We start from the raw sequence: 25,124 nt of genomic DNA, 5'->3' as shown, positions 1-25,124 counted from the left end.
GAACCGGATCCGGTGCGCTGTTCACTCCGTGGTCGCGCCGCCCGAACGCGATGCCTACCATCGATCATCCGCAGGGTGCCGCGCCGGCGCCGTTCAACCGCGACGTCTTCCTTTCCCCGTTTGCCCATTGAATTTCTCCGCCTTAGCGGCCGCACCACGGCCGGTAATGACGTCCGATAATTCAGCCCACTCGAGATTGACTGAGGACCCATGACAACGCGGATCATCGGCTTCAACATAAGCCACGACAGCAGCGTGTGCCTGGTCGAGGACGGCGTCATTCGATCCGCACTCGCCCTCGAACGCACCTCACGGGTGAAACACGGAACCGTTCCCATTCACGCCTACGCGGCGGCGATGTCCGACCTCACCCAGGAAATGCTGGCCGATGCCGGAATTCAGGCCTCCGACATCGATTACTGGATCTCCTCCTCCACCGAAGCCCGCGACGAGCAGGAGGAGTCGCGGCTGAATCGGGTGCTGGGCCTGATGGCGCCGCCCGAGCGGTCACTGCACCTGCCGCACCCCAGCCACCACCTGGCCCACGCCGCCTCTGCCTTCTACTCCTCGGGATTCGACGAGGCCGCATCCCTCATCATCGACGCCTACGGCTCGCGGGTCGGCGCGGGACGCGAGCGTGAGAGCGCCTTCTACTTCCGTTCGGGCGCGACACCCGAGCGGGTCTTCTCGATGCTCCGCGAGTCCGACCGCATCGCGGGCACGCAGCGTGACGGCCACACCTGGCTGCCGGCCAACCCCGACGGCGTGGGCGAGCTGTACCGCGTCGTCACCCTGACCCTCGGCTTCCGCGAGTCGGGCACCGTGTACGACGACGCCGGCAAGACCATGGGCCTGGCCTCCTACGGCCGGCGAATGACACAGGAGAACCTGTTCATCGACGTGCTGCCGGACGGCACGCTCAGCTTCGCGCGCACCCCCGACTCCCTGATCGAACTGGGGCTAGCCGTCCGCGAGGGCGATGAGCTGCGGTTGATCCCCCACAAGTCGGGCGCGCCGTTCGAGCGCTTCCACCACGACCTCGCCGCCCAGATCCAGGCCGAGTTCGAGGAGGCCTGCCTGCACCTGACCCGCCGGGTGCTGGCCGAGACCGGCAGTCGCTCTCTGGTGGTCTCCGGCGGCTGCTTCCTCAACTCGATCTTGAACACGCGCATCCTGCGCGAGTGCGAGGTGGACCGCCTGTTCGTCTTCCCCGCCGCCACCGACGACGGCAACTCCGCCGGCGCCGCCCTGTACGCCTACCACAACCTCATCGGCCTGCCCCCGACCATCCGCCCGGCGCTCAGGCATGTCTACCTGGGCCCCTCCCGAGTGGCCGGACGCGATCTGAAGGCCATGGCCGACCACTGGAAACTGTCCAGCCGCGAGCACGCCGGCACCACCGACATGGTGGCCTCGGCCGCGGCGGCGATCGGGCGCGGCGAGATCATCGGCTGGTTCCAGGACCGCGCCGAGTTCGGCCCGAGGGCGCTCGGTGCGCGCTCGATCCTGTGCCATCCAGGCATCGAGGGCATGAAGGACAGGCTCAACGCCAGGGTGAAGTTTCGCGAGGGCTTCCGCCCGTTCGCCGGGTCGGTTCTGACCGAAAGGGCCGTCGACTTCTTCGAGGTTCCGGCCGAGGAGAGCCCGTTCATGCTGCACGTGTGCCCGGTGCTGCCGGAGCGGCAGGAGTCGATCAGCGAGATCGTGCATGTGGACGGCACCTGCAGGATCCAGACCGTTGCCGAGGACACCCCCGGCCCCTACCGCGCGCTGATCGAGGCGGTCGAGCGGCAGATCGGCCTTCCAATGGTGCTCAACACCTCCTTCAACCTGCGCGGCATGCCGATCGTGGAGCGGCCGGAGGAGGCCATGGACTGCCTGTACGGCGCGCGCCTGGATCGGCTGTTCATCGGCGACCTGGAGATCGAGGCGCCGGACCTGGACTCGCTACGCCCGCTGGCCACCGGCCGGAGCGGCAGGCAGGTCGAGGGCGTAGAGGCGAGGATCCTGGAGCTGGCCGACGGTGAGCGGCCGATGACCACGATCGCGGCCGAACTCGGCATCGACGTGTACGTGGCGGTGGACGCGGCACTGGAACTGCGCAGGCACGGCCTGATGCGGTGGGCGGACCTGCCCGAACCGGCCGGGCCGGCCGTACCCCTCCAGCAGTACTCTCCCAGCGCGACTCCTGCCTGACAGCACACCAGGCAGGACAGCCGGATCCCCGCCGGCTGTCCTGCCGTTGTCGCGACGGCTCCGCGAGACCGGGAAGCACATCGTAGGATAGGGTCGCGTCTCTGGCCGCCCGGGGAGTCGGAGGCACGGCATGCCGCTCGAGCAGGTTGATCTCGCCGACCCCGACACGTTCGTCGCCGGGCCACCTCACGCGGTGTTCGCGAGGCTGCGCCAGGAGTCTCCGGTGTTCCTGCATCATCGGGAGAACCTGCCGCCGTTCTGGGTGGTCACCGGATATCGGGACGTGGTCGAAGCATCGCGGGATTGGCACACCTTCTCCTCGCAACGCAACGGGGCGTTTCTCGACGAGCGGTCGGTTGAAACGGGGACTATGGTCAATCTGGATCCCCCGGGCCACACTCGGCTGCGCGGAATGGTGAGCCAGAGGTTCACGCGTCAGGCGATCGAGGGTTTGACGCGAAGAATCCGGCGGAGATGCACGTCGATCCTCGATCGGGTCTGCGAGAAGGGCGAGTGCGATTTCGCCGAGGAAGTCGCCGGGGTGTTCTCCTTCACTGTCCTCGCCGATCTGATGGGCATTCCCGAGGACGACTGGGAGCATGTGCGGCGGCTGACCACCGTCCTGGACGACCCGCTGGAACAGACCTTCCCCGACGCGGTGGAGAGGGCTGCCCGGCAGCTGCTCGAGTACGCCAACGAGCTGACCGACTGGCGGCGCAGATCGCCAGCGGATGATCTGGTCAGCGAATACCTTGCCAGCCCGGCCTTGGCGGGCCGTGACGCGCGGCGGGAATTCGAGTTGTTGTTCTTCCTGCTCATCACCGCCGGTCACCTGACGACACGACACCTGCTGTCCGGAGGAATGGCGGCGCTCAGCGAGAACCCGCAGCAGTGGCAGTTACTGCGGCAGGATCCGGCGCTGCTGGAGTCGGGGGTGGAGGAGATGCTGCGCTGGGTTACGCCCGTCATGCAGTTCCAGCGAACGGCCACCCGGGACACGATCCTCGGTGGCCGGCGGATCGCCGAAGGCGACCGGGTCGCGCTCTACTACGTCGCCGCGAATCGCGATCCCGAGATCTTTCATGATCCTGACCGTTTCGACGTGGCGCGCACACCCAACGACCACGTCGGGTTCGGCGCGGGCGGACCGCACTTCTGCCTCGGCAGCCGGCTGGCCAGGCTGCAGACGCGCATCATGGTCGAGGAGCTCCTACGGCGGGTGCCGGACATCGAGGTGATGGCGCCGCCTGAGTTCATGTCCTCCACGTTCGTCAACGGGATCCGATGGCTACCCGTGCGGTTCACTCCGGTTCCGCGAAGCTGAGACCGGGTGGGTCGAGGATCCAGGTGTGGTGGAGGAAGGCCTCCAGCTCCGCCTCCGCACCGGGGTAGGTGAGTACGAGGATCTCGGGCCGGGCCGCGCGCACTTGGGCGCACAGGGTCTCGTCCCCGCTGAGGAACAAGCATTCGCCGGCGGCCGCACCGGTCGCGTCCAGCTTCTCCAGCAGGGTTCGCCCATCCGCCCACGCCGTGATCTGGGGGTGATCCAGCGACGACGGCAGTGTGTTCGCGCAGACGTAGACACGCCGTCCCTGGTTGGCCAGCGACACCAGCGCCTCTGCCATCAGCTCGAACCCTCGCGGCGGCAGTCCAGCCATATCGTCGACGACGACTGTGTCGGGGTAGGAGCTGGTCAGGGCCGACAACTGCCGGGCCAGCCCGGTCCCCAGCGCGGCGAAGAACTCCGGGGTGTAGGGGACGTTCGCCGCTTCCTCTCTGACCGGATCCCGGAACTCCTCCACTCCGTACAGCCCAGCCATCGCGCCGGCGTCCAGGCAATACACCCCGTCGAGCCCTTCCAGCACTCTCGCGAACCGGGCCCGCCACGAGCTGTCGTCCGACCCGTCGGTGTCCGGGCAGAGGACCACCACGAATGGCCTGGGCCGTACCGCCAGAAAGGCCGCGAGCGCTCGGGTGAAGTCGCCATCGAGGTTCTCGTTCCCGGGCCAGTCCTGCCGCCGCACCATGACCACGTTCACCCCGTCGTGGTTGCCGGCCATGGCGCTTTCCGGATCGAGGAGCTGCTGGAACGCCTGGTTATACGGCGCGAACGACACGCTGAGGGGGAGATCCAGCCGTTCGCTCCAAAAGGCCAGGGGCTCCTCCACGGACTGGGCGGTGAACGTCGATCCGATCACGACCGGCAGGCTCGCGGGCGGCGGAAGCAGCGGAAGCTCGCCCAGCCCGATCTCGGGATCCTCGAGTACGGCGGCCAGCGCGTCCTGGAAAGCGTCCAGCAGCCACCTGATGGTGGACTCGTTGAAGAGGTCGGTGCTGTAGTCGACGGTCCCGCGCAACCCGTCCGACGACTCCTCCATGGCCAGGTTCAGGTCCATGAAGACATGCCCCTGGTGGACGTCGAGCGGCGTGACCTCCAGGCCCGCGATCGCGGGTGCGAGCTGCAGGTCGTTGATGTAGACGAACATGACCTGGAAGAGCGGATTCTGCGTCAGGTCGCGTTCCACTCCCAGGTCGGCCACCAGCTTGTCCACAGGCAGGCTCTGGTGATCGTACGCGCCCAGCACGGTGTCCTTGACCCGTCCGAGCAGTTCGGTGAAGGCGGGGTCGCCGCCCACGTCGGTGTGCAGCACCGTGGCGTTGCCGAACAGCCCGATCAGCGGTTCCAGCTCGGGGACGTCACGCCCGGCGACGGGCACGCCGACCACGATGCGCTCCTCCCCCGACCAGCGGTGCAGCAACGCCTTGAAGGCGGCCAGCAGGATGACGAAGACAGTCGTGTCCAGCCGCGCGCTGAGCGTCTTCAGCCCGTCCGAGAGTTCGGCCGAGATCTGGAAGGAGGTCTGCGCGCCACGATAACTGGCCACCTCGGGCCGCGGCCGGTCGTAGGGCAGCGCCATGACAGGCGGCGCTCCCTCCAGCGCGTCCCGCCAGTACGCCAGGAGCCCGTCCATGACGGGTCCGGCCAGCCAGTCCCGCTGCCAGATGGCGTAGTCGGCGTACTGGACGGGCAGCGGCGGCAGCGGCGATGGCCGGCCGGAGATGTAGGCGGCGTACAGCGTGCCGAGTTCGCGCGCCATGACCGCGATCGACCAACTGTCGGAGACGATGTGGTGAGTCGTCAGCAAGAGCACGTGCTCCCGCGCACCGACCCGCACGAGCGTGGTCCGCAGCAGAGCGTCATGTTCCAGGTCGAACGGCTTGCGTGCCTCGTCGAGCGCGAGCCGCAACGCCTCTGGCTCGGACGCGGGCAGCCCGGACACGTCGATGAGCGGCAGTGGGATGCGGCGCGCAGGGGTGATCACCTGTACGGGGACGCCGTCCTCGAGGGCGACGTTGGACCTGAGGACCTCGTGCCTGCCGACGATCTCGTTGAAGGCTCGGCGCAGCGCGCCCGCGTCGAGATCGCCGCGCAGGCGCAGCGCTGCCGACAGATGATAGGCGGTGATCCCGGGGTTGAGCTGGTCGAAGAACCACATGCGCTGCTGCGCGTGGGACAGCGGCAGCACGCCCTCCCGGCCGGCGGGCAGCAGCGGAGGGATCACGGTCATGGGCAGCCCGCCGTCTATGGCGCGCACGCGCTCGGCGAGGTCGCCTACGGTGGCCGACTCGAAAACGGTACGCAGCGTCACCTCCTTCCCCAGAGCGGCACGCAGGCGCGAGACCATCTGGATCGCCATCAGCGAGTGCCCGCCCAGGTCGAAGAACGTGTCGCGCATGCCGACCTGGTCGACCTTGAGCACGTCCTGCCAGATCCCGGCGATCGTCGCCTCCAGCTCGTCGCCGGGCGGCACGTACCGAGCCTGCGTCACCGCAGCTCGGATGGAGCGCTGGCCCTCGGTGGAGTCGGGGTCGGGCAGCGCCTGGTAGTCGACCTTGCCGCTGGAGTTGAGCGGCAGGGCATCCAGCCAGATGAGGACGGCTGGGACCATCACCTCGGGCAGCGTGCGCAGCAAGGCCTTGCGCAGTTCTTCCGGCGCCGGGGGCGTGCCCGCGGCGACCAGATAGGCCACGAGGTGGTCGTCGGCGATCACCGCGGCCTGCCGTACCGCAGGATGATCGAGCAGGACGCTTTCGATCTCGCCGAGCTCGATCCGGTGGCCGCCGAGCTTGACCTGTCGGTCCACCCGCCCGAGGAACTCGATGCGCCCGTCGGGCAGGTACCGGGCGCGATCACCGGTGCGATAGAGCCGCGCTCCCGGTGTGTACGGCGAGGGCCTGAAGCGGTCGGCGGTCAGGCCGGGGCGGTTCAGATACCCACGCGCCACCCCGAGCCCGCCCAGGTACAACTCGCCGGGCACACCGACGGGCAGCGGGCCCAGGTCGTCGTCGAGGATGTAGACGGTGGTGTTGGCGATGGGCCTGCCGATGGAGACCTCGCTAGTGACGAGGCTCGTGGTGGACCAGATGGTCGTCTCCGTCGGACCGTACATGTTGCGGAGTGCGGCGCAGGGGACGGCGGCGGCCAGCGCCGGCGGCAACGCCTCACCCCCGATCAGCAAGGTGCCCACTCCGCTCAGCGCCTGCCGCGTGGCGGGGTCGGCGACGAGGATGCCGGCGAGGGACGGCGTGCACTGGATGTGGGTGACGCCGTGGCGCTCGATCTGGGCGGCGACGGAGTAGTCGGCCTCGGCCGTTCCGGCGTCGGGGACCCGCATGCGCACGCGTACCTGGTCCAGCAGTGGCAGGCCGGCCAGCACGTCGTCGGAAGGAATGCCGAAGTCGATCAGACAGGCGAGCTCGTCGACGCCGCCGGAGCGCAGCCGCTCGGCCATGGCCGTGCATTCCTCCAGCGTTCCCATGAGGGCGCCACCGTCGTAGTAGTGCTCGAAGGCGTGGTCGAGCAGGGCCTCGACATCCTCCTCCGTCGGTTCGCCGTCGATGCCCAGGCTAGGCGCCAGCGCCTGTACCAGGCCGAAGGAGCTTCTGAGGTAGTCGCGGAACGGTTCGCGCACCGTCTTCTTCGTGGTGGTCGCGTCGGTGCCGACGTAAGCGTGGACCATGAGCGTGACGTGGCCGTCACCCTCGTGGCCCGCGGCCCGCCAGGCGCGCCGATACACGGCGATCTTGTCGACGAGCTCGTCCACGCTCTGGCCGAGCAGGTGGGTCAGGAGCCTGGCGCCGAGCTCTCCCGCCTGGCGGAAGGTCTCGGGGTTGCCCGCGGCGGTGAGCCAGAACGGCAGCTCGGGCTGTACCGGCCGCGGGTAGGTTCGCTTCTCCACCTCGCGCCCGACGCCGTTGGCCGCCGTGACGGGGTCGCCGCGCCACATCGCGCGGACGGCCTCGATGTCGGCCAGCATGGCGTCCTTACGCCTGCCGTAGACGCCGGGGTCCGGAGCGAGGACGAAGTCGTCGGCGTGCCACCCGGGTGCGAAGGAGATGCCCACCCGGCCACCGGACAGATTGTCCACCACCGCCCACTCCTCGGCCACCCGGATCGGGTTGTGGAGCGGCAGGACGACGCTGCCCGCGCGGAGCTGGATCCGTTGGGTGATCGTGGCCAGGGCTGCGGACGTCACCGAAGGATTGGGGTAGAAGCCACCGAACGGGTCGAAGTGCCGCTCCGGAGTCCAGACAGCGGTGAACCCGTTCCGGTCGGCGAACTTGGCGCCCTCGACCAGGAGCCGATAGCCGTCGCCCTGATCCTCGCTGACGGCGAAGTAGAACAGTCCGAAGTCGAGCGTGCCGACCGAGGCGCGGGCTCCGCCGCCGGGTAGCACATCGCCGTCGTCCTGGACGACCACCTGCCAGCCGCGGGTCAGCGGCCAGAGCAGTTCCAGCACGGCGATGTCGAACGACACACCGGTCAACGCGAGCCAGACGCCCGGCTCGCGCTCGTCGAGGACGTCGTCCATGGCCGACAGGAAGTTGGCCAGGTTCCCGTGCTCCAGCATGACGCCCTTGGGTCTGCCGGTGGAGCCGGAGGTGTAGATGACGTATGCCAGATCGGACGCCGATACTGACACCGGATCGGAGACGCGTGGGCCGCCGTCGTCCACGTCCGCGAGGACCTGCCTGACGGGCATGTCCGCGAAGCGATGCCGCTGAGCGTCGCTGGTGACGACCACGGAAACCCCGGCGTCCTGGAGCATGTAGGACAGGCGTTCCGGCGGCAGCGTGGTGTCGATGGGCAGGTAGGCGGCGCCGGCCTTCAGTACCGCCAGCAGGCTCACGATCATCTCGGGCGAGCGTTCGACGCAGACGGCGACCGGCGGCCCGCCCCGGACGCCCACCGCGCTCAGCCGCGCGGCCAAGGCGTCGGCGGCGCCGTCGAGCTCGGCGTAGGTGAGCTCGCGATCGCGGAAGTGCACAGCGGGCGCGTCGGGGGTGAGCCGTGCCTGAGCCGCGACGCGTTCGTGCACGCAGGAGATCGGGTACGGCTCGGCCGTGGCGTTCCAGTCGTCCAGCAGGAGGGCCCGCTCCTCACCGGACACCGTCGGCAGCTCGCTCACGACCCGTTCTGGGTCGGCGACAGCGGCTTCCAGCAGTGTCCGCCAGTTGCCGAGCAACCTGCGCATGGTGTCGTCGTCGAAGATGTCGGCGTTGTACTGGACGTTGGCGCGCGACTCGGTGCCGGAGTCGACGAACTCCAGCGTCAGGTCGAACTCGGTCGCGGTCCGGCGGCCCGGCAGCGGCTCGATGGCCAGCCCCGCCAGCTCCAGCGGCGACATGTCCGTGTTCTGCAGGGTGAACATCGTCTGGAACAGCGGCGGCCTGGACGCGTCCCGGCGCGGGTGCAGGACCTCGACCAATCGCTCGACCGGCACGTCCTGGTTCTCGTACGCGCCCAGCGCGACCTCGCGCACGCGGCGGAGCAGTTCGGTGAAGGTAGGAGCTCCGGACAGGTCGACGCGCAGCACCAGCGTGTTGACGAAGAAGCCGATGAGGTTCTCCGTCTCGGCCCGCGTCCGGTTGGCGATGGGCGAACCGAGCAGAAGGTCGGTTTCGCCGGAATAGCGCGACAGCAGTACGGCGAACGCTGCCAGCAGGCCCATGAAGCGGGTGGCGCCTTCGCGCCGGCACAGCGCGTCCATCCCGGCGACGAGATCGGCCGGCAGTTCAGCGCTCTGCCGCCCGCCCGCGAAGCTGCTGGTCTGGGGCCGGGGCCGGTCGGTCGGCAGTTCGAGGAAGGACGGCGCGCCCGCCAGGTGCCCGGTCCAGTAGTCGAGCTGGCCACCCATCGCCTCCCCCTGTAGCAGGGAGCGCTGCCAGACGGCGAAGTCGGCGTACTGGACGGGGAGCGGCGGCGGCTCCTCCCCCGCGTACAAGGCCGCCAGCTCCCTCATCAGCACGTCCAGGGACCACATGTCGGCGATGATGTGGTGGATGGTGAGCGTCAGCACGTGAACGTCGTCATCCATCCGCAGCAACGTGGTCCGCAGCAACGGCGCCTCGGCCAGGTCGAAGGGGCGCGCGCACTCGGCGGCCAGCAGGCGGTCGGCTTCCAGCCGGCGTTGGTCATCCTCCAGTGCCGTCAGGTCGATCACGGGCAGCGGTATGTCCACGGAATCCGCGATGAGCTGCACCGGGTCGTCCTCACGGAGCTCGAACGCGGTGCGCAGAGTCTCGTGGCGGTCGGCCAGTGCGGTGAATGCGCGGTGCAAGGCGTCCACGTCGAGGTCGCCGGTGATCCGTGAGGAGGCCGTCATGTGGTAGGTGGCGGTGCCCGGGTGCACCTGCTCGAAGAACCACATCCGCCGCTGCGGGAAGGACACCGACAGCGGTTCACCACGCTCGGCGCGGGCGATGGCCGCAGCCGGGCCGGGGGCCCGGCGGAGCAGATCCATCACCTCCGCCCGATGCTCGCCCAGCGCGTTCCTCAGCTCGGGGGTGAGGGCGCCGGGCGGCGCGCTGAAGCGCAGGCGCTCGCCGTCCACCCAGAGGTCCACTCCGGCCGCGCGCAACCGGGACAACAGGTCGATGGGCTTCACAGCTCCCCCTCCTCGTAGCCGTCCGTCCCGGCGACACGGCACTGGCCCGCCTCGCGGAGCACGTTCACCAGTTCTGCCTGAGCGCCCATGGTCGGTGCGTCGAACAAGTCCCTCAGCCTGACCTCCACGCTGAACGCCTCCCGAAGGCGCGTGGTCAGCCGGGTGCCCAGCAGTGAATGGCCGCCGAGATCGAAGAAGTTGTCACCGGGGCTGATCGTGGGGACGCCGAGCAGGTCGGACCAGATCGCCGCGACGGCCCGTTGCGTGTCATCGGACGGACCTGAGCCGACGAACGGATCCGCACCCGGCTCGGTCTCCACCTCGTGGTGCGAGACCGTGGCGATCGCGGCGCGGGGCTCAGTTCCGGTGACCCGGACGTCGTCCAGCCAGTAGCGCTGATGCTGGAAGGGGTACGGCGGCAGCGGCACGCGGCGACGACGGCGGTGAGCGTTCCTGCGACGCCAGTCGATCGACGCGCCGGCCGCCCACAGCAGCCCGGCCGCCTCCTGCAAGACCGCCGCGTCCGAAGCGGGCGAGAGAGGATGGCGCATCGAGGGCACGACGGCTGTGCCGTCCACGGCCGCCATCCTGGCCAGGGTGGACAGCGCCTGCCCCGGGCCCGCTTCGAGCAAGGTGTGCGCGCCGTCGCGGAGCACGGTGGCCAGGCCGTCGGCGAACCTGACCGGGCTGAGGGTGTGCTCGGCCCAGTAACCGGGGTCGGTGGCCTGCTCGTCGGTGATCCACTCGCCGGTCACGTTGGACACGAACGGGGTCACCGGCGGCCGGACAGTCATCCGTCCGACCAGATCGCGCAACTGCCTGGCTGCCGGCTCCATCATGGCCGAGTGGAAGGCGTGCGACGTGCGTAGCCGACGGCAGGCGACCTGCCGTTCCGCCAGCCGTACTGCGAGCTCGTCGATGGCGGGCTCGGGGCCGGAGACCACACACAGACCGGGCGCGTTGACGGCCGCGACGGAGAGGCCGGGCGTCAGCGTGCCCAGCTCCTCCTCCGAAAGCTGGACGCTGAGCATCGCACCTCTCGGTGCCTGCTGCATGAACCGGCCGCGCGCGGTGACCAGGGTGAGCGCGTCGGGCAGGGTGAACACTCCGGCCAGGCAGGCGGCCACGTACTCGCCGATGCTGTGGCCGAGGTAGGCGCGCGGCTCGACGCCCCAGGACTGCCAGAGGCGGGCCAGGGAGTACTCGACGATGAACAGGGCGGGCTGGGCGACGGCGGTCTCGTCGAGGTCACCGCCCGGGGCGAACAATTTCCCGCGAAGGTCGACGTACTCGCTGCAGCGGTCGATCTCCTCGCGAAAGCGGGGCTCGCTGTCGTACAGTTCGGCGCCCATGCCCGCGTACTGCGCGCCCTGGCCAGGGAACATGAACACCACTGGCGGGGCGATGGCCGGGCGGCGCCTGACCGGCGCGGTGGCCAGGCCGCTGACGGCCTCGACGACGTCCTGGCAGACGGCGAAGCGGCGATACTCGAGGGCGGTCCGCCCCACCTGCGTCGTGCAGGCCACGTCGGCGAGGTCGACCTCCGGGGTGGCGCGCAGGCGGGCCGTCAGGTCGGCGGTCATCTCCGCCAGGGCTGCGGGCGTCTTGGCCGACAGCAGCAGCACCTCGTGGAGCGCCTCGGCCGGTCTCTCCGCCGTGAGGGCCGGCGGAGCCTCTTCGAGGATGACATGGGCGTTGGTGCCACCCAGGCCAAACGAGCTGACGCCGGCCCGGCGGGGCACGTCCCCCGACGGCCACGGCCTGGCCTCGGCGTTGACGAAGAACGGACTGTCGTTGATCTTCATGGCCGGGTTCGGGCTCTGGAAGTGCAGGCTTGCCGGAATGAGCTCGTTCTTGAGCGCCAGCACGGTCTTGATCAGGCCCGCGATACCCGCCGCGACATCCAGATGCCCGATGTTGCTCTTGACCGACCCGAGGGCGCAAAAGCCCGTGCGGTCCGTCCCCGCGCGGAAGGCCCTGGTCAGACCGGCCACCTCGACCGGGTCGCCGAGCGCGGTCCCGGTGCCGTGCGCCTCGACGTAGCTGATCGTCTCCGGCGTCACATCAGCCACCTGCTGCGCCGCCCTGATCACCGCTGCCTGCCCGGAGACGCTCGGCGCGGTGTAGCCGACCTTGGCGGCTCCATCGTTGTTGACGGCTGTGCCCTTGATCACCGCGTGGACGTTGTCACCGTCCTCCAGCGCGGCCGTGAGCAGCTTGAGAACGACCAACCCGACACCGTCGCCGTGAACCGTGCCGTTGGCACCGGCATCGAAGGCCCGGCAGTGGCCGTCGTGGGAGTAGATGCCCTCGTCGTGGAAGGTGTAGCCCTCCACCTTCGGGAACGCGATCGACACCCCGCCGGCCAGCGCCACGTCGCAATCCCCAGCCAGCAAGGCCTGCACCGCGGTGTGCACCGCGACCAGCGAGCTCGAACAGGCCGTCTGCACACAGACGCTCGGGCCGCGCAGGTCGAGCTTGTAGGAGGTGCGGGTGGTGAGCTGGTCCTTGTCGTTGCCGAGCACGATGTCGTGGGCGTCGTTCCGGCGCGCCAGGTCGCGGGGCGAGAGCGGCAGGTACGAACCGGCGCTGGAGCCGCCGTACACGCCGATGGCGGCCTTGGTGTCGGCCGGAGCGATACCGGCGTGTTCGAGCGCATGCCAGGCGCATTCGAGGAAGAGCCGCTGCTGCGGGTCGATGATGCTCGCCTCGCGCGGGCTGTAGCCGAAGAAGGCGGCGTCGAACAGGTCCGAGTCGGGCAGGATGCCCTTGGCCGGCACGTAGCGCGAGCCGTTCACGACCTCCGGCGGAACGCCCTCCTCAAGGAGCTCCTGTTCGGTGAAGAACGTGATGCCCTCGACCCCGTCGCGGAGCATGATCCAAAACTCGTCGATACCCCTGGCTCCGGGAAAACGGCCGTCCATACCGATGACCGCGATGTCGGTGGCGCTCACTGTCTCTCCGTCCTTGTCCGGCGCTGAAGCAGACGCTCCCGCCCTCCGGCCGCTCTCGCCTCGTCCGTCTCACCGATGTCCGGCCGCTCCGCCGTGCCCGGCTCCCCGAGAGACAGGTGGCGGGCCAGCGACGCGACGGTCGGGTGTTCCAAGATCGTCAGTGGTGTGATCTCCATGCTCAGGCGTTCCGCCACCAGGCTGCTCATCTGCACCAGCAGTACCGAGTGCCCGCCGAGGTCGAAGAAGTTGTCGGTCACCCCGACCGCCTCCATACCGAGCACCTCACGCCAGATCCCAGCGAGGGCATGCTCCAGTCCGGTGCCCGCCGGCACGTGCCCGCCGCCGACCTCGACGCCGACCTCCGGCAGTGCCGCTCTGTCGATCTTTCCGTTGGCGGTCAGCGGCAGCGCCCCGACGATCCCGATCCGCGCCGGCACCATCGGCTCAGGCAGCCGCTGGCGCAGGTAAGAGCGCAGCTCGCCGGCCGTGGCGAGCGCGCCGGGCGCCGGCAGCACATGCGCGTCCAGCCGCAGCCCGCCAGAAGGCTCGGCCGCGGTGGTCACCACGGCGGCGCGTACGGCGGGGTGCCGTGCCAGCACGCTCTCCACTTCACCCAGCTCGATCCGGAACCCCCGGATCTTCACCTGCCCGTCGGACCGGCCGACGATCCGCAAGCGACCGTGCGGGTCGAGCCTTGCCAGGTCCCCGGTCCGGTACATCCGCCCACCGCAGAACGGGTCCGGGACGAACCGCTCGGCACTCAGCCCTGGACGGCCCGCGTACCCCCGGGCCAGCCCGCTGCCACCGATGTACACCTCACCGGTCAGGCCGATCGCGAGCGGCCGCAGCTCGTCGTCCAGCACGTGCACGCAGGTGTTGGCGATGGGCAGCCCCACCGTCATCGGCCCTGATCCCACCACGCCGCAGGTGGACCAGATGGTGGTCTCGGTCGGGCCGTACATGTTCCACAGGGCGCGCACTCGGGGCCGCAGTTCCGCAGCCAGCTCTGGCGGCAGGGCCTCTCCTCCCGCCAGGGCGGTCAGCTCAGGCCTGCCCGCCCATCCGGAGGTGACCAGCATCCGCCAGGTGACGGGGGTGGCCTGCAGCATCGTGGCCCCGGTGGCGTCCAGCAAAGCGCTCAACGCGGCGGGGTCGGCGGCGGTCGCCCTGTCCGCGATGGTGACGCGCGCCCCGACGGTCAGGGGTAGGTACAACTCCAGCCCGGAGATGTCGAAGGACAGGGTGGTGACAGCCACCAGGCTGTCGTCGGCGGCGATTCCCGGCCGAAGGCGCATCGCGTGGAGGAAGTTGGCGAATGCCCGGTGGGAGACCTGCACGCCCTTGGGCCGGCCGGTCGAGCCGGACGTATGGATCACGTAGGCGAGTTGATCGGGGTCGATGTCCAGGTCGAGGTTTCGCCCGTCGGCGCCCTGGCTGCCGCCCACGAGCGCCGTACGCCCGCCGTACGCACGGAGGATCGCAGACTCCTCGTCCCGCGCGATCATGATCGGCAGGCTGGTGTCCTCGACGATGAGCTGGATCCGTTCGGCCGGATGGGAGGGATCGATCGGGACGTAGGCAGCACCCGCCTTGTGGACGGCGAGCACCGCGACGAGCATGTCGAGCCCGCGCTCCAGACACAGCCCGACCAGCGTCTCGGCCCCTGCCCCGAGTTCCACCAGCCGCCGGGCCAGGTGGTTGGCACGAGCGTTGAGCTCACCGTAGGAGGTGTCCGTACCGTCGGCCGTCACAGCGGTGCGGGCGGGATCCTTGGCCGCCTGCTCCTCGAAGAGCTCATGCGCGCAGCGAGCGTCGGCGAACTCCACCGCGGTCCTGTTGAACCCGGCCAGGCGTTCTGCCTGTGCAGGACCGACCGCGCTGAGCGCGCCGAGAGCCGTCTCGGGCTGCGCGTTTCGCGCCAGCGCCACCAGCTCTTCCAGCAGGCAGTCCATCATCGCCGCGTCAGCGTGTGCCTGCTCGAACTCCAGCGTCAGCCGCAGCCCGTGCGTGCCGCGCTGGCAGCGCAGCTGCACGCCGATGGGCACCGTCCAGGCGAAGTGGTCCAGCAGCGTGAACACCGCCCCGCCCGACTCGACCGGCGACGGCAGGTCCACGTACTCGAAGCCCCACGCCGAATCGGACGCGGCGGGGTCCCAGAACGACTCACCCTCCAGCGCCTCACTGACGGCGTGCCGGATCCGCGCGGCGACCTGCCCGAACGGGTCGGTGTCCGCGAGCCGGGCGACCACGGGCAGCGACTTGGCCAAGGGGCCGATCACCGGTTCGAGCTCCTGGTAGACCCGCCCGTCGCAGACCAGCCCGACGACCGGCTCCGCCGTACCTGTCTGCTGCCATATCAGCGTCGTCCAGCAGGCGAGCAGGAAGTCCGGCGTGCTGACACCGCAGCGGGCCGCCGCGGCGTCGAGGTCGTCCGGGTCCACGTCCACCGAGCGTGCTGCCGGTCCGCGCGGCGAGTCACCGCCGGGCTCGAACGGCAGCGGCGCGGGGAGCGCGGGCGTCGCCGGGTTCTGCTCGATCAAGGCGTTCTGCCACGCGGCGACCTGCGCGTACTTCACGACCTCGCGCTCGTCACCATTGGCGACCTCGTGGAAGAGATTGCGCAGCCCGCGGGCGTCGGTGCGCAGAGCCGGCAGCGTCAGCACCAGCTCGTGCCTGAACGGCTCCCGCCTGACCAGCGTGGCGTGCAGCGGTGACTCGTTCCCGCGCCTGGCGTACTTGTCCAAGTGGAACGCGTCCCCGTCGTGCTGGTGGAACGTGTGCGCGCCCAGCAGGTCGTGCCGCAGCGCGACGCGCTCCAACCTCGCACGCAGACCGTCCACGTCCAGCTCACCGTCGATACCGATCACGCAACTCGCGTCCGGCGGCGACGCGGCGGCCATGAGTCGCTGCTGCGGTGAGAGTGTGCTGTCCATCTCAGCCTCCATCCGGGGTCAGGCCGTCGAACGTGGCTCGCGCGGCCGACAACCGCTCGCGGGAGAAGGCTTGTTCCGCCCGCGCCGCCAGCTCGTCCACCCTGCGGTCCGGCTCCGACACCATGGCGTCGAGCAGCATGCGGAGTTCCCCGCTCAGCCGCCTGGCCGTCGCGGCGGAGAACAGGCCCGCGTTGTAGGTCAGCCCGCCGTACAGGAGCGTTTCGGTCTGAACCACGTGGAGCGACAGGTCCAGCGTCGTGACCGCTCCGTGCAACCGCCGGGGGCGGACGGTCAAGCCCGGCGGCCCCGGCATCCTGTCGGTGGCGCGCTGGAAAGTGATCTCCACCTGGAACAGCGGCGCCCGGTCGGGCAGGCGCTCGGGCCTGACCAACTCCACCAACCGGTCGAAGGGAAGCTCCTGGTGGGTGTACGCGTCCAGCAGCACCCGCCGGACCTCGGCCAGCAGCTCGCGCACGGTCTCGTCGCCACGGACATGGGCGCGCAGCACGACCAGGTTGGTGAAGAACCCGATCAGCCGCTCGACCTCCACCCGGTCCCGGTTGGCCGTGTCGGTTCCGATCACCAGATCGGGGTATCCGGCACGACGGCGCAGCAGCACCAGGTAGGCGGCGAGCACGGTCATGAAGGGGGTCACGCCCTCCCGCCTGCTGAAGGCGACCACCTCGTCGGCCGGCATCTCGAACGGCGCGGTCTCGCTGGAGAAGACCTGCCCAGCCGAGCGTGGACGGCCGGCGGCCAGGTCGAGGACGCCAGGTGCCCCGGCGAGCTGACCTGTCCAGTACTCCTCGGCCTGCTTCAGCGCCCCGGCAGCCAGCCGATCGTGTTCCCAGATGGCGTAGTCGGCGTACTGGATCTGCATCGGCGCCAGGTCCCGGGACTGGTACAGCTCCCACAGCTCGCCGAGGAGCAGGTCGATGGACCAGGCGTCGGTCACGATGTGATGCAGCATCACCAGCAGCGTGTGCCGGTCATGGCCCAGACGCAGCAGGGTGACGCGCAGCAGCGGGCCGCTTTCCAGGTCGAAGGGCCGGGCCGCATCTGCCTCCACCAGCCGCTGCGCCGCCTCTCCTACCCCATCGGGGCCGAGACCGGACAGGTCGATGAGGGGCAGTGGCGCGGGCTCGTACGCGGAGATCACCTGTTCCAGCCGGCCACCGGACCGGCGGAAGGTGGTGCGCAGCGACTCGTGGCGGCGCCGGAGCGCCTCGACCGCGGCGTGCAGCGCGCCCACCCGCAGCGCGCCGTCGAGGTCCAGCGCGATCGCGACGATATGCACGGTGCCAGTCGGGTCGAGCTGGTCGATGAACCACAGCCTGCGCTGCGCGCTGGACAGCGGTATCGGTCCGTTCCGCCGGGCGGGTTCGATGGCGGCGACCGGCTCGGCGGCGCCCGCGATGCTCGCCCTACGGGCGAAGGCGCGCAGCGTGGGGGCATCGAACAGGGCGCGCACCGGCAGTTCCACCCCGAGCAGCGCCCGCACCCTGGCCACGACCTGGGCGGCGAGCAGGGAGTGGCCGCCGGCGGCGAAGAAGTCGGTGTCCGGGCCGATCCTGACCTCGGTGCGCAGAACCTCGCCCCAGATGTCGCTCAGCAGGTCGAGCATCGGCTCGTGCATGAGACCGGCGACGAGCGGTGCCGCGTGATCCTCCGGCTTCGGGAGCCTGGCGCGGTCCAGCTTGCCATTGGGCGTCATCGGCAGGGCGTCCAGCGGCACCACGACGGCCGGCACCATGTGCGCGGGCAGCCGCGCTGCGGCGAACTCCCGCAAGGCTTGCCCGCCCACGCCGCCGACCACGTGCGCGACCAGGCGCGTGTCGCCGGGCTCGGGCTCCCAGACGGTCACAGCGGCGTCTCGTACCTGCGGGTGGGCTCGGAGGGCGGCCTCTATCTCGCCCAGCTCGACCCGGTGGCCGCGGACCTTGACCTGCTGGTCTCGCCGGCCGAGGAACTCCAGCAGCCCCTCTCCGGTCCAGCGGGCCAGGTCACCCGTGCGATACAGCCGCCCGCCGTCGCCTCCGTACGGGTCGGGCACGAAGCGTTCCGCCGTGAGCCCCGGCCTTCCCACGTACCCTCTGGCGAGCTGCGCCCCCGCCAGGCAGAGCTCGCCGGGCAGGCCCGGCGGGACCGGCTTGAGGTTGTCGTCGAGCACGTACACCCTGGTGCCTGCCAGCGGCCGCCCGATCGGCACGGTCGCCGTGGCGGGCGCGGGACCGTGGTAGGTGACGCATCCGACGGTGGCCTCGGTGGGGCCGTAGTGGCACAGCAAGCGGCAGGACCCGGCGACGCTCAGCTCACGCCACAGTTCCGGCGCGACCGGCTCGCCACCGAGGATCAGCCACTGTGCCGGCAGCACCTGGGCGGCCGGAGCCTGTGCCAGCAGCATGCGCATCTGGGTCGGGGTGGTCTTCAGCACGTCGAGCGGCGTCCTGGCCACCGCGTCGGCATAGGCGTGACCGTCCATGGCGCACTCGCGCGACAGCAACGTGAGGCATCCGCCGTGCAGCAGCGAGGGGAAGATCGCGGTGTTGCCGAGGTCGGTGCCGGGCGCGGCCAGGAACCCGAAGCTCCACCCCTCGACCTGGCCGAGGGTCTCCCGGATGGCGGCGCTGTAGGCGACGACCGCACCGCGCGGCACCCCGACGCCCTTGGGGCGCCCCGTGGACCCCGAGGTGAAGATCACATAGGCGAGACTCCGGTCGTCGGCCGACCCGGGCGGGTTGTCCTCGGGTAGGTCGCGAGCGTCGGTTTCGAGGCAGAGGACGTCGGCATCGCCGTGGCGGTCGCGCCAGCGATCCTGGGTCAGCACCAGGCTCACACCAGCGTCCTCGCGCAGTCCCGCCAGCCGCGCCGGGGGGTACTCCGGGTCCATGGGCACGTACGCGGCGCCCGCCTTGAGCACCCCGAGCAGGCCCGCCACCAGGTCCGGCGTCCAGTCTCCCGACAGGCCCACCCTGGATCCGTCCCCGATGCCGCGTTTCAGCAGCGCGTGCGCCACCTGGTTGGCACGCTCGTTCAGCGCGCCGTACGACACCCGCTCGTCCAGGTGAGCGACGGCCGTCGCATCCGGCATGCGGCGGGCGCGCTCCTCGAACAACCCCACCAGATCGCCCCGTCCGGGCGGCGGGGTGGCGTTCCAGTCCACCAGCGCGACGCGCTCCTCCTGCGGGGTGGCCAGGGGCAGCTCGGATATCGGGCGCCCCGGGTCGCGGCAGATACCGCTGAGCAGAGTGCTGAAGTGGCTCAGAAATCGGCTCACCGTGGGCTCGTCGAACAGATCGGTGCTGTAGTCGAGGGTGGCCACGAGACTCTCGTCGTCGTCCCTGATCGCCATCGACAGGTCGAACTGCAGGGCCGGGCTGGTGACGCGCCACGGCTTGACTGTGACACCCGGCAGGTCCCAACTGGCCGGCGGCGTATTCTCCATGACGAACATGACCTGGTAGACGGGGGTGTGCCCGGCGCCACGCTGGACCGGCAACTCCTCCACCAGCCGCTCGAACGGCAGAGCCTGATGGGCGTAGGCGGCCAGCGTCCCCTCACGCACCCGCCCGAGCAACTCGACGAACGCCGGCTCACCGCTGAGGTCGGTTCGCAGAGCCAGGGTGTTGACGAAGCAGCCGATGAGGTTCTCCAGATCGCCGCTCACGCGTCCGGCGATCGGGGAACCGACGACCACGTCGTTCTGGCCGGTGTAGCGGTACAGCAGCACCTGCAGCGCGGACAGCAGCGTCATGTGCAAGGTGGCGCCCTCACGCCTGCCCAGCGCGCGGAGCTCGGCCGTCACCTCGGGCGGGATGCGCAGGTCCAGGTTGCCGCCCCGGTAGCTGGGGACGGCGGGTCGGGTTCGGTCGGAGGGCATGGCCAGCACCTGCGGGCTGCCTGCCAGGCGCGCGGTCCACCAGTGAAGTTGCTCGGCCAACTCGCCATCGCCGACACTGCGGTCCTGCCAGGCCGCGAAGTCCGCGTATTGCAGGGGAAGGTCCGGTACGGCAGGCGGACGGCCCTGGCGGTAGGCGGCGTAGTGCTCCGACAGTTCCCGGACCAGGACGGCCTGCGACCAACCGTCGGCCACGATGTGGTGTAACGACAGCAGCAGCAGGTGCTCCTCGTCGCCGATCACCAGCAGCGCGGCGCGGAGCATCGGCCCGCCGGCCAGGTCGAACGGGTGTCCTGCTTCGGCCTCCAGAAGCGGCTCCGGGGACATCCCCCGGAGGTCGACGACCGGGAGGGGGAGGGTCACGGCGGGCGCCACTCGCTGCACCGGCCGGCCGTCGACCTCTTCGAACGTGGTGCGCAGGATCTCGTGGCGGGCCACGACGGCGTTGAGTGCGCGGCGCATCGCGGGAACGTCGAGCGGGCCGCTCAGACGGAACGTCGAGCGCACGCCGTACAGGACGCTGCCGGGCTGCCAGCGATCGAGGAACCACATGCCGCGCTGCGCGTACGACAAGGGGGCGGAACCCTCGTCCGTGCGGCGCGGGATGCGGGCGGCGCGCTGCCGCTCCAGCAGCCTGCGTTCCAACTGGGCACGTTTGGCCGCGGGCAGCCGGGCCAACCGCTCGGAGAGATCGGCCATCATTGCTGCCCTTCCGCCTCCGCCAGCGCGGCGTCCTCGGGCATCGCCTCCAGTTCGTCCAGCAGGTCCAGCAGCTCGTCGTCGAGGGCCAGTGGCGTGATGACGGCAGCCAGGGCGGCGATGGTGGGAACGCGGAAGAGGCTGCTCAGGGGAAGTTCGATGCCGAGGCGGTCGCGCACGCGTGCGACCACCTGGTTGGCCAGCAGCGAGTTGCCGCCCGCCTCGAAGAAGTCCTCGCTCGTGCCGATACTGTCCCGCTCCAGGAGGTCGCACCAGATCTCGCTCAGGAACTGCTCGATCGGGGTGCCGGGAGCGCTGCCGGTGAGCGTGGCATCCTCGCGCGGCTCGGGCAGCGCGGCACGGTCGACCTTGCCCCCCGAGGTCAGCGGCAGAGCCTCCAGCCAGACGAAAGCGGAAGGCACCATGTAGTCGGGCAGCTTGCCGCCGGCGAAACGCCGTAGCTCGCGTGGATCTGGCGGGGCGTGCCGCTGCTCGCCATCCAGGCGCGGGACGCAGTAGGCGGCCAGGCGGCCATCGGTGGCGGTCACGACGACCTGGGCCAGATCGGGGTGGGTGGCGAGCACCGTCTCCACCTCGCCCAGGTCTACCCGGTACCCGCGGATCTTCACCTGGTCGTCGACGCGCCCGGCGAACTCCAGGTCGCCCCCGGGCGTCACCCGGGCCAGGTCGCCGGTCCGGTACATCCGCTCGCCCCGGCCGTAAGGGCTGGGTACGAAGCGCTCAGCGGTCAGGGCGGCATCGCCGACGTACCCGCGAGCCAGTCCCGCTCCGGTGACCCACAGCTCCCCGACCGTCCCGGCCTGGACGGGTTCCAGCTCAGCGTCCAGGACGTGCGTGCCGGTGCGTGGCAGCGCCCGTCCGATGGGCACCCGTTCCAGCTTCGCAAGCCGCGCCGGATCCATCGGCGCCTCGTACATGGTGGCGGCGATCGTGGTCTCGGTCGGGCCGTAGGCGTAGAAGAAGCGGTGCTCCGAGCCGGCCAGGCGCGCCCACTCCACCAGCCGGTCGACCGGGATGCTCTCGCCGCCGGTAATGAACAGCCGCATCCAGGACATCGAACGCCCCGTCAAGGCCAGCGTCTCGACCAGCAGCCGAAAGTAGACCGGAGGAAGCATGACGCCGGTCACTCCGCGGCGCTCGCACTCGTCCAGTAGTTCGAGGGGTGAGGTCCAGCTCGGGTTCGAGTGCACCACCAGGGCGGCGCCGGAGATCAGGGTCGGGTAGATCTCGTCGGCCGCGGCGTCGAAGCCCAGCCCGGTGAACTGCAGAACACGATCGCCCGGCGCCAGACCGTACAGGTCTGCCTTGGCCACCACTCGCTCCGACAGCGCCCGATGATCGATCATCACGCCCTTGGGCCTCCCAGTGGACCCCGAGGTATAGATCACGTAAGCGAGGTTCTCCGCATCCGCTTCTCTGGGAGTCTCATCCCCCGGTTCTTCCGGGGTGTCCACGCACACCGTCACCGCGCCGCATTCCGGAATCTCGGCTGCCAAGGCCTCCTGCGTGAGCACCAGCGGGGGCCGGGCGTCGCCGAGAATCTGGGCCAGCCGCTCTGTCGGCCAAGCCGTCTCCAGCGGCAGGTAGGCGGCCCCGGATTTCAGTACGGCGAGCAGTGCGACGATCATGTCGAGCGAGCGGCCCACGTACAGCCCGACCAGCACGTCCGGTCCGGCCCCCCGCCGGGTGAGCCGCCGGGCGAGCCGGTCGGCCCGCTCGTCGAGTTCCCTGAAACCGATCTCCTGCTCGCCGACGACCACCGCGACCGCGTCCGGGGTGAGCGCGGCTTGGGCGGCCAGCAACTCGGGCAGGTTCGTCATCAGCTTCCTCTCGGTCATGCCGTGGACGGCCGCTGTCCCATCCCGGCCATCGGGCCTAGCCACGGTCGGCTCGCGGATGGAGCCGGACGAACAGGCGGTTGTCGATCGCGGACTTCAGGTAAGGCGTACCGACCGTGTATCCGGTCCCGCTCTCTTCCCCGATCATGCGGACCGCCAGCTTCCAATGCGTTTGCTTCCATCGTTGGTGGACGTCCTCCAGCTCACCGGCCGCATCTCCGACGAGGTCACGCCCCTCCGGGTCCAGTACGCCCCGAGCCAGCGACTCTTCGACGGCCGAGGTCAGATCGAGCCACTCCCCCAGCACGCGATCCCTGATGACCGGTACCGACTCGTACGCCGGAGAGTCGATACGCGAGCGCGGCGGCGGCGAGCACAACGCCTCGAAGATCTTGTAGTTGTCCGACTGGATGGCGCTGGCGCCGACGGTGTAGATGCGGAAGGCGCGGAAGGACTCCGCCCTCATGGTCGCCAGCAGCGAGAACAGGGAACGGCTCGCCGCCAGCACGCCGGCGCAGCGCCTGAGGCAGGCCGCTGCCTCCTCTGCCAGCCCGGCCCGCACCGCCGCGATGGCGTCGCGAAGCTCGGCGGCCATCGCTGCGAAGGTCACTTCGAAGGCCTGGAGCACGCGGATGAACAGATACTCGTCGTGCACAACGTAGACGGGCTGCATGCTGACCAGAAGGGTCCGGGTCCGCGCGGTGGAGGCCTCATGGAGCAGCCGCCTGGCTCGCTCGTCCAGGCCACTGCCATCGCCGTCGTCGAAGCTCGTGGACAGCGCGGCCTCGAGCAGGCGCAGCCTCTTGTTGTGCAGGTCGGCGTCGGGCCGCATCATCGGCAGCCAGTCGTGCGCCTCGTCTCGGGCTCCGGTCTCGAAGACGAGCAGGTCGGCGAGGAGTAACCCGACCCATTCGTCGCGCTGGCGCCGCGCGGTCGCACCGTCGGCGTCGGGCACCAAGCCGAGCAAGTCGATGCCTAGGTAGGTCAGATAGTTGTAGCTCTCATCCCACTTATCCAGAGCCACATCAAGAAAGCCGATGAGAACCTCGTGCCCCGGCTCCGTCGGCGACAGCCGTGCCCGGGCCACATCGAGCGTTTTGAGCACGACGCCGGCCACGAACTGCTTACCTCTGGTGCGGTAGCACTCCATTACCTCCGCATAGGGAAACTCGCGCTCGTCCCGCTCCCAAGTCGCGAGTTCGCGTAAGACAACATCCTCTGGTGTGGTCCCCGTTTCCATAGAAAATTCGACCCTTCCGAAGTCGATTGAACATCCCCCGCGACAATGCGCTCGGCAAACCATCCAATCGAGTCGGAACGCGCATTTTCAAGGGTCGCAGCGCCCGAACGGCAGCCATTCAAGGGCAGCATCGAACCACGCCTGACGATATCGTCAGAACGCAATAGAACAATAATCCGCGACTATCGGGCGACCGGCTCCGCGACCTTCCCCGCACTCCAGCCGGACGGATATGCGAGTTTCAGCAGCGGCCCACAGAGCACGGTGGTGATCACCGCCATCGCCACCATGAGCGAATACATCCGGTCGTCCACTATCCCCATCTGCAGGCCTACGGTGAGCAGCACGATCTCAGTGAGCCCGCGAGTGTTCATCAGGGTCGCCAGGGCGAAGGCCGAACGCGGGTCCAGGTGGCTGAACCTGGCGGCCGCATAGACGCCGACGAGTTTCCCGCCCATCGCCGCCACCAGGATCAGGCCGAGTTCGAGCAGGTTGGATCCGGTTAGCTGGGACAGATCCACGTTGAATCCGGCGATCACAAAGTAGACAGGCAACAACATCGTGGCAAGCGGGGCGACCCGGCTACGCAGGTCGGCGCGCAGCCCCTCCGGCCGAGGCATGACCAGCCCGAACAGGAACGCGCCGAAGACGAAGTGCAGCCCCATCCACTCCGTGGCGCCTCCGGAGATCAGCACGCCGACCACCGCGACGGCCAGTCGCACCGATCCCGTGACCCGCGCCCACAGCACGCCGGTCAGGCGTGGCACCACGGTGAACATCAGCACGAGGTACGGCAGCGCCCAGAGGAGCTGCCAGGCGTGACCGCCGCTCCCATAGGAGGCGACGATCACGGCCAGCAACGTCCAGGCGATGACATCCCCGACTGCGGCGGAGGCGAGCGCCAGGCCACCGACCCTGCTCTGACCCATTCCCCGGTCTTCGATGATCCTGGCCAGGACGGGAAACGCGGTTACCGCCATCGCGGTCCCGATGAACAGGACGAATCCGGTGCCGCCCTGATGACCACCGCTCAGCCAGAGCGCCACCAGCACGCCGAGGCCGAACGGCAGGAGCACCGACCCGGCCGAGATACCGACCACAGCCCGGCCCTGAGCCACGCCGGAGCCCCGATCCAGTTCCAGCCCGACGAGAAACATGAACAGGGCGACGCCGAGGTTGGCCAGGGCTCCGAGCATGGGCCTGACGTCAGAAGGAAACAACGTGTCGGCGATCCAGCCCTGAAAAAGAGTGGGCCCGACGAGAATGCCGGCGACAATCTCGCCGATGACCGCCGGCATATCGAATCGCCGCGCCAGTGCACCGAGCAGCTGGCAGACCACGAAAATCAGTGCGAGACCCAACAGTAATTGCACGACAATTTCCGACTTCACGCACG

At 69.7% G+C, this 25,124-nt stretch carries 9 protein-coding genes; 2 read left to right on the top strand and 7 right to left on the bottom strand.

The features are described 5' to 3' along the window. The first annotated feature begins 210 nt into the window (after positions 1–210). Together ACQPYK_RS21130 and ACQPYK_RS21125 are read left to right on the top strand one after the other, a co-directional pair. Positions 211–2,196: a carbamoyltransferase family protein gene (locus ACQPYK_RS21130; protein WP_433257656.1), complete on the top strand. Its 1,986-nt coding sequence runs from the start codon at positions 211–213 to the stop codon at positions 2,194–2,196. A gap of 130 nt (positions 2,197–2,326) precedes the next feature. Then, positions 2,327–3,520, top strand: a complete 1,194-nt coding sequence (locus ACQPYK_RS21125) for a cytochrome P450 (RefSeq protein ID WP_433257653.1) — start codon at positions 2,327–2,329, stop codon at positions 3,518–3,520. On the opposite strand, the gene ACQPYK_RS21120 is transcribed toward ACQPYK_RS21125, so the two are convergent. From ACQPYK_RS21120 to ACQPYK_RS21090, 7 genes are all read right to left on the bottom strand, one after another. Beyond that, entirely contained in the window at positions 3,498–10,145 is a 6,648-nt protein-coding gene (locus tag ACQPYK_RS21120) for a MupA/Atu3671 family FMN-dependent luciferase-like monooxygenase (protein WP_433257650.1), read from the bottom strand. The genes ACQPYK_RS21125 and ACQPYK_RS21120 overlap by 23 nt on opposite strands. After that, the gene (locus ACQPYK_RS21115; protein WP_433257648.1) at positions 10,142–13,099 is read right to left on the bottom strand and encodes a type I polyketide synthase; all 2,958 of its coding nucleotides are present in this window, start codon (positions 13,097–13,099) and stop codon (positions 10,142–10,144) included. The genes ACQPYK_RS21120 and ACQPYK_RS21115 overlap by 4 nt, the downstream gene beginning before the upstream one ends. Next, entirely contained in the window at positions 13,096–16,032 is a 2,937-nt protein-coding gene (locus ACQPYK_RS21110) for a non-ribosomal peptide synthetase (protein WP_433257647.1), read from the bottom strand. The genes ACQPYK_RS21115 and ACQPYK_RS21110 overlap by 4 nt, the downstream gene beginning before the upstream one ends. A 1-nt stretch (position 16,033) precedes the next feature. Next, positions 16,034–20,632 (bottom strand): amino acid adenylation domain-containing protein, encoded by a 4,599-nt coding sequence (locus ACQPYK_RS21105; RefSeq protein WP_433257645.1) that lies wholly within the window; start codon positions 20,630–20,632, stop codon positions 16,034–16,036. Continuing rightward, positions 20,629–22,488 carry a non-ribosomal peptide synthetase gene (locus ACQPYK_RS21100; protein WP_433257643.1) on the bottom strand — a complete coding sequence of 620 codons (1,860 nt, stop codon included), beginning with the start codon at positions 22,486–22,488 and terminating at the stop codon, positions 20,629–20,631. The genes ACQPYK_RS21105 and ACQPYK_RS21100 overlap by 4 nt, the downstream gene beginning before the upstream one ends. A gap of 37 nt (positions 22,489–22,525) precedes the next feature. Next, entirely contained in the window at positions 22,526–23,638 is a 1,113-nt protein-coding gene (locus ACQPYK_RS21095; protein ID WP_433257641.1) for a tryptophan 2,3-dioxygenase family protein, read from the bottom strand. 272 nt (positions 23,639–23,910) lie between these two features. Beyond that, the gene (locus tag ACQPYK_RS21090; protein WP_433257638.1) at positions 23,911–25,119 is read right to left on the bottom strand and encodes a cation:proton antiporter; all 1,209 of its coding nucleotides are present in this window, start codon (positions 25,117–25,119) and stop codon (positions 23,911–23,913) included. Positions 25,120–25,124 lie beyond the last annotated feature (5 nt).

It is taken from the genome of Streptosporangium sp. CA-135522, assembly GCF_050949235.1.
Taxonomy (GTDB): domain Bacteria; phylum Actinomycetota; class Actinomycetes; order Streptosporangiales; family Streptosporangiaceae; genus Streptosporangium.
Note: the sequence above shows the minus strand (reverse complement) of the source record. Positions and strands in the feature narration are given on the sequence as shown.

Coding starts and splice junctions, on each gene's coding strand:
- ACQPYK_RS21130 (WP_433257656.1), top strand. CDS start 211: ATGACAACGCGGATCATCGGCTTCAACATAAGCCACGACAGCAGCGTG.
- ACQPYK_RS21110 (WP_433257647.1), bottom strand. CDS start 16,032: ATGGACAGCACACTCTCACCGCAGCAGCGACTCATGGCCGCCGCGTCG.
- ACQPYK_RS21125 (WP_433257653.1), top strand. CDS start 2,327: ATGCCGCTCGAGCAGGTTGATCTCGCCGACCCCGACACGTTCGTCGCC.
- ACQPYK_RS21095 (WP_433257641.1), bottom strand. CDS start 23,638: ATGGAGTGCTACCGCACCAGAGGTAAGCAGTTCGTGGCCGGCGTCGTG.
- ACQPYK_RS21105 (WP_433257645.1), bottom strand. CDS start 20,632: ATGATGGCCGATCTCTCCGAGCGGTTGGCCCGGCTGCCCGCGGCCAAA.
- ACQPYK_RS21100 (WP_433257643.1), bottom strand. CDS start 22,488: ATGACCGAGAGGAAGCTGATGACGAACCTGCCCGAGTTGCTGGCCGCC.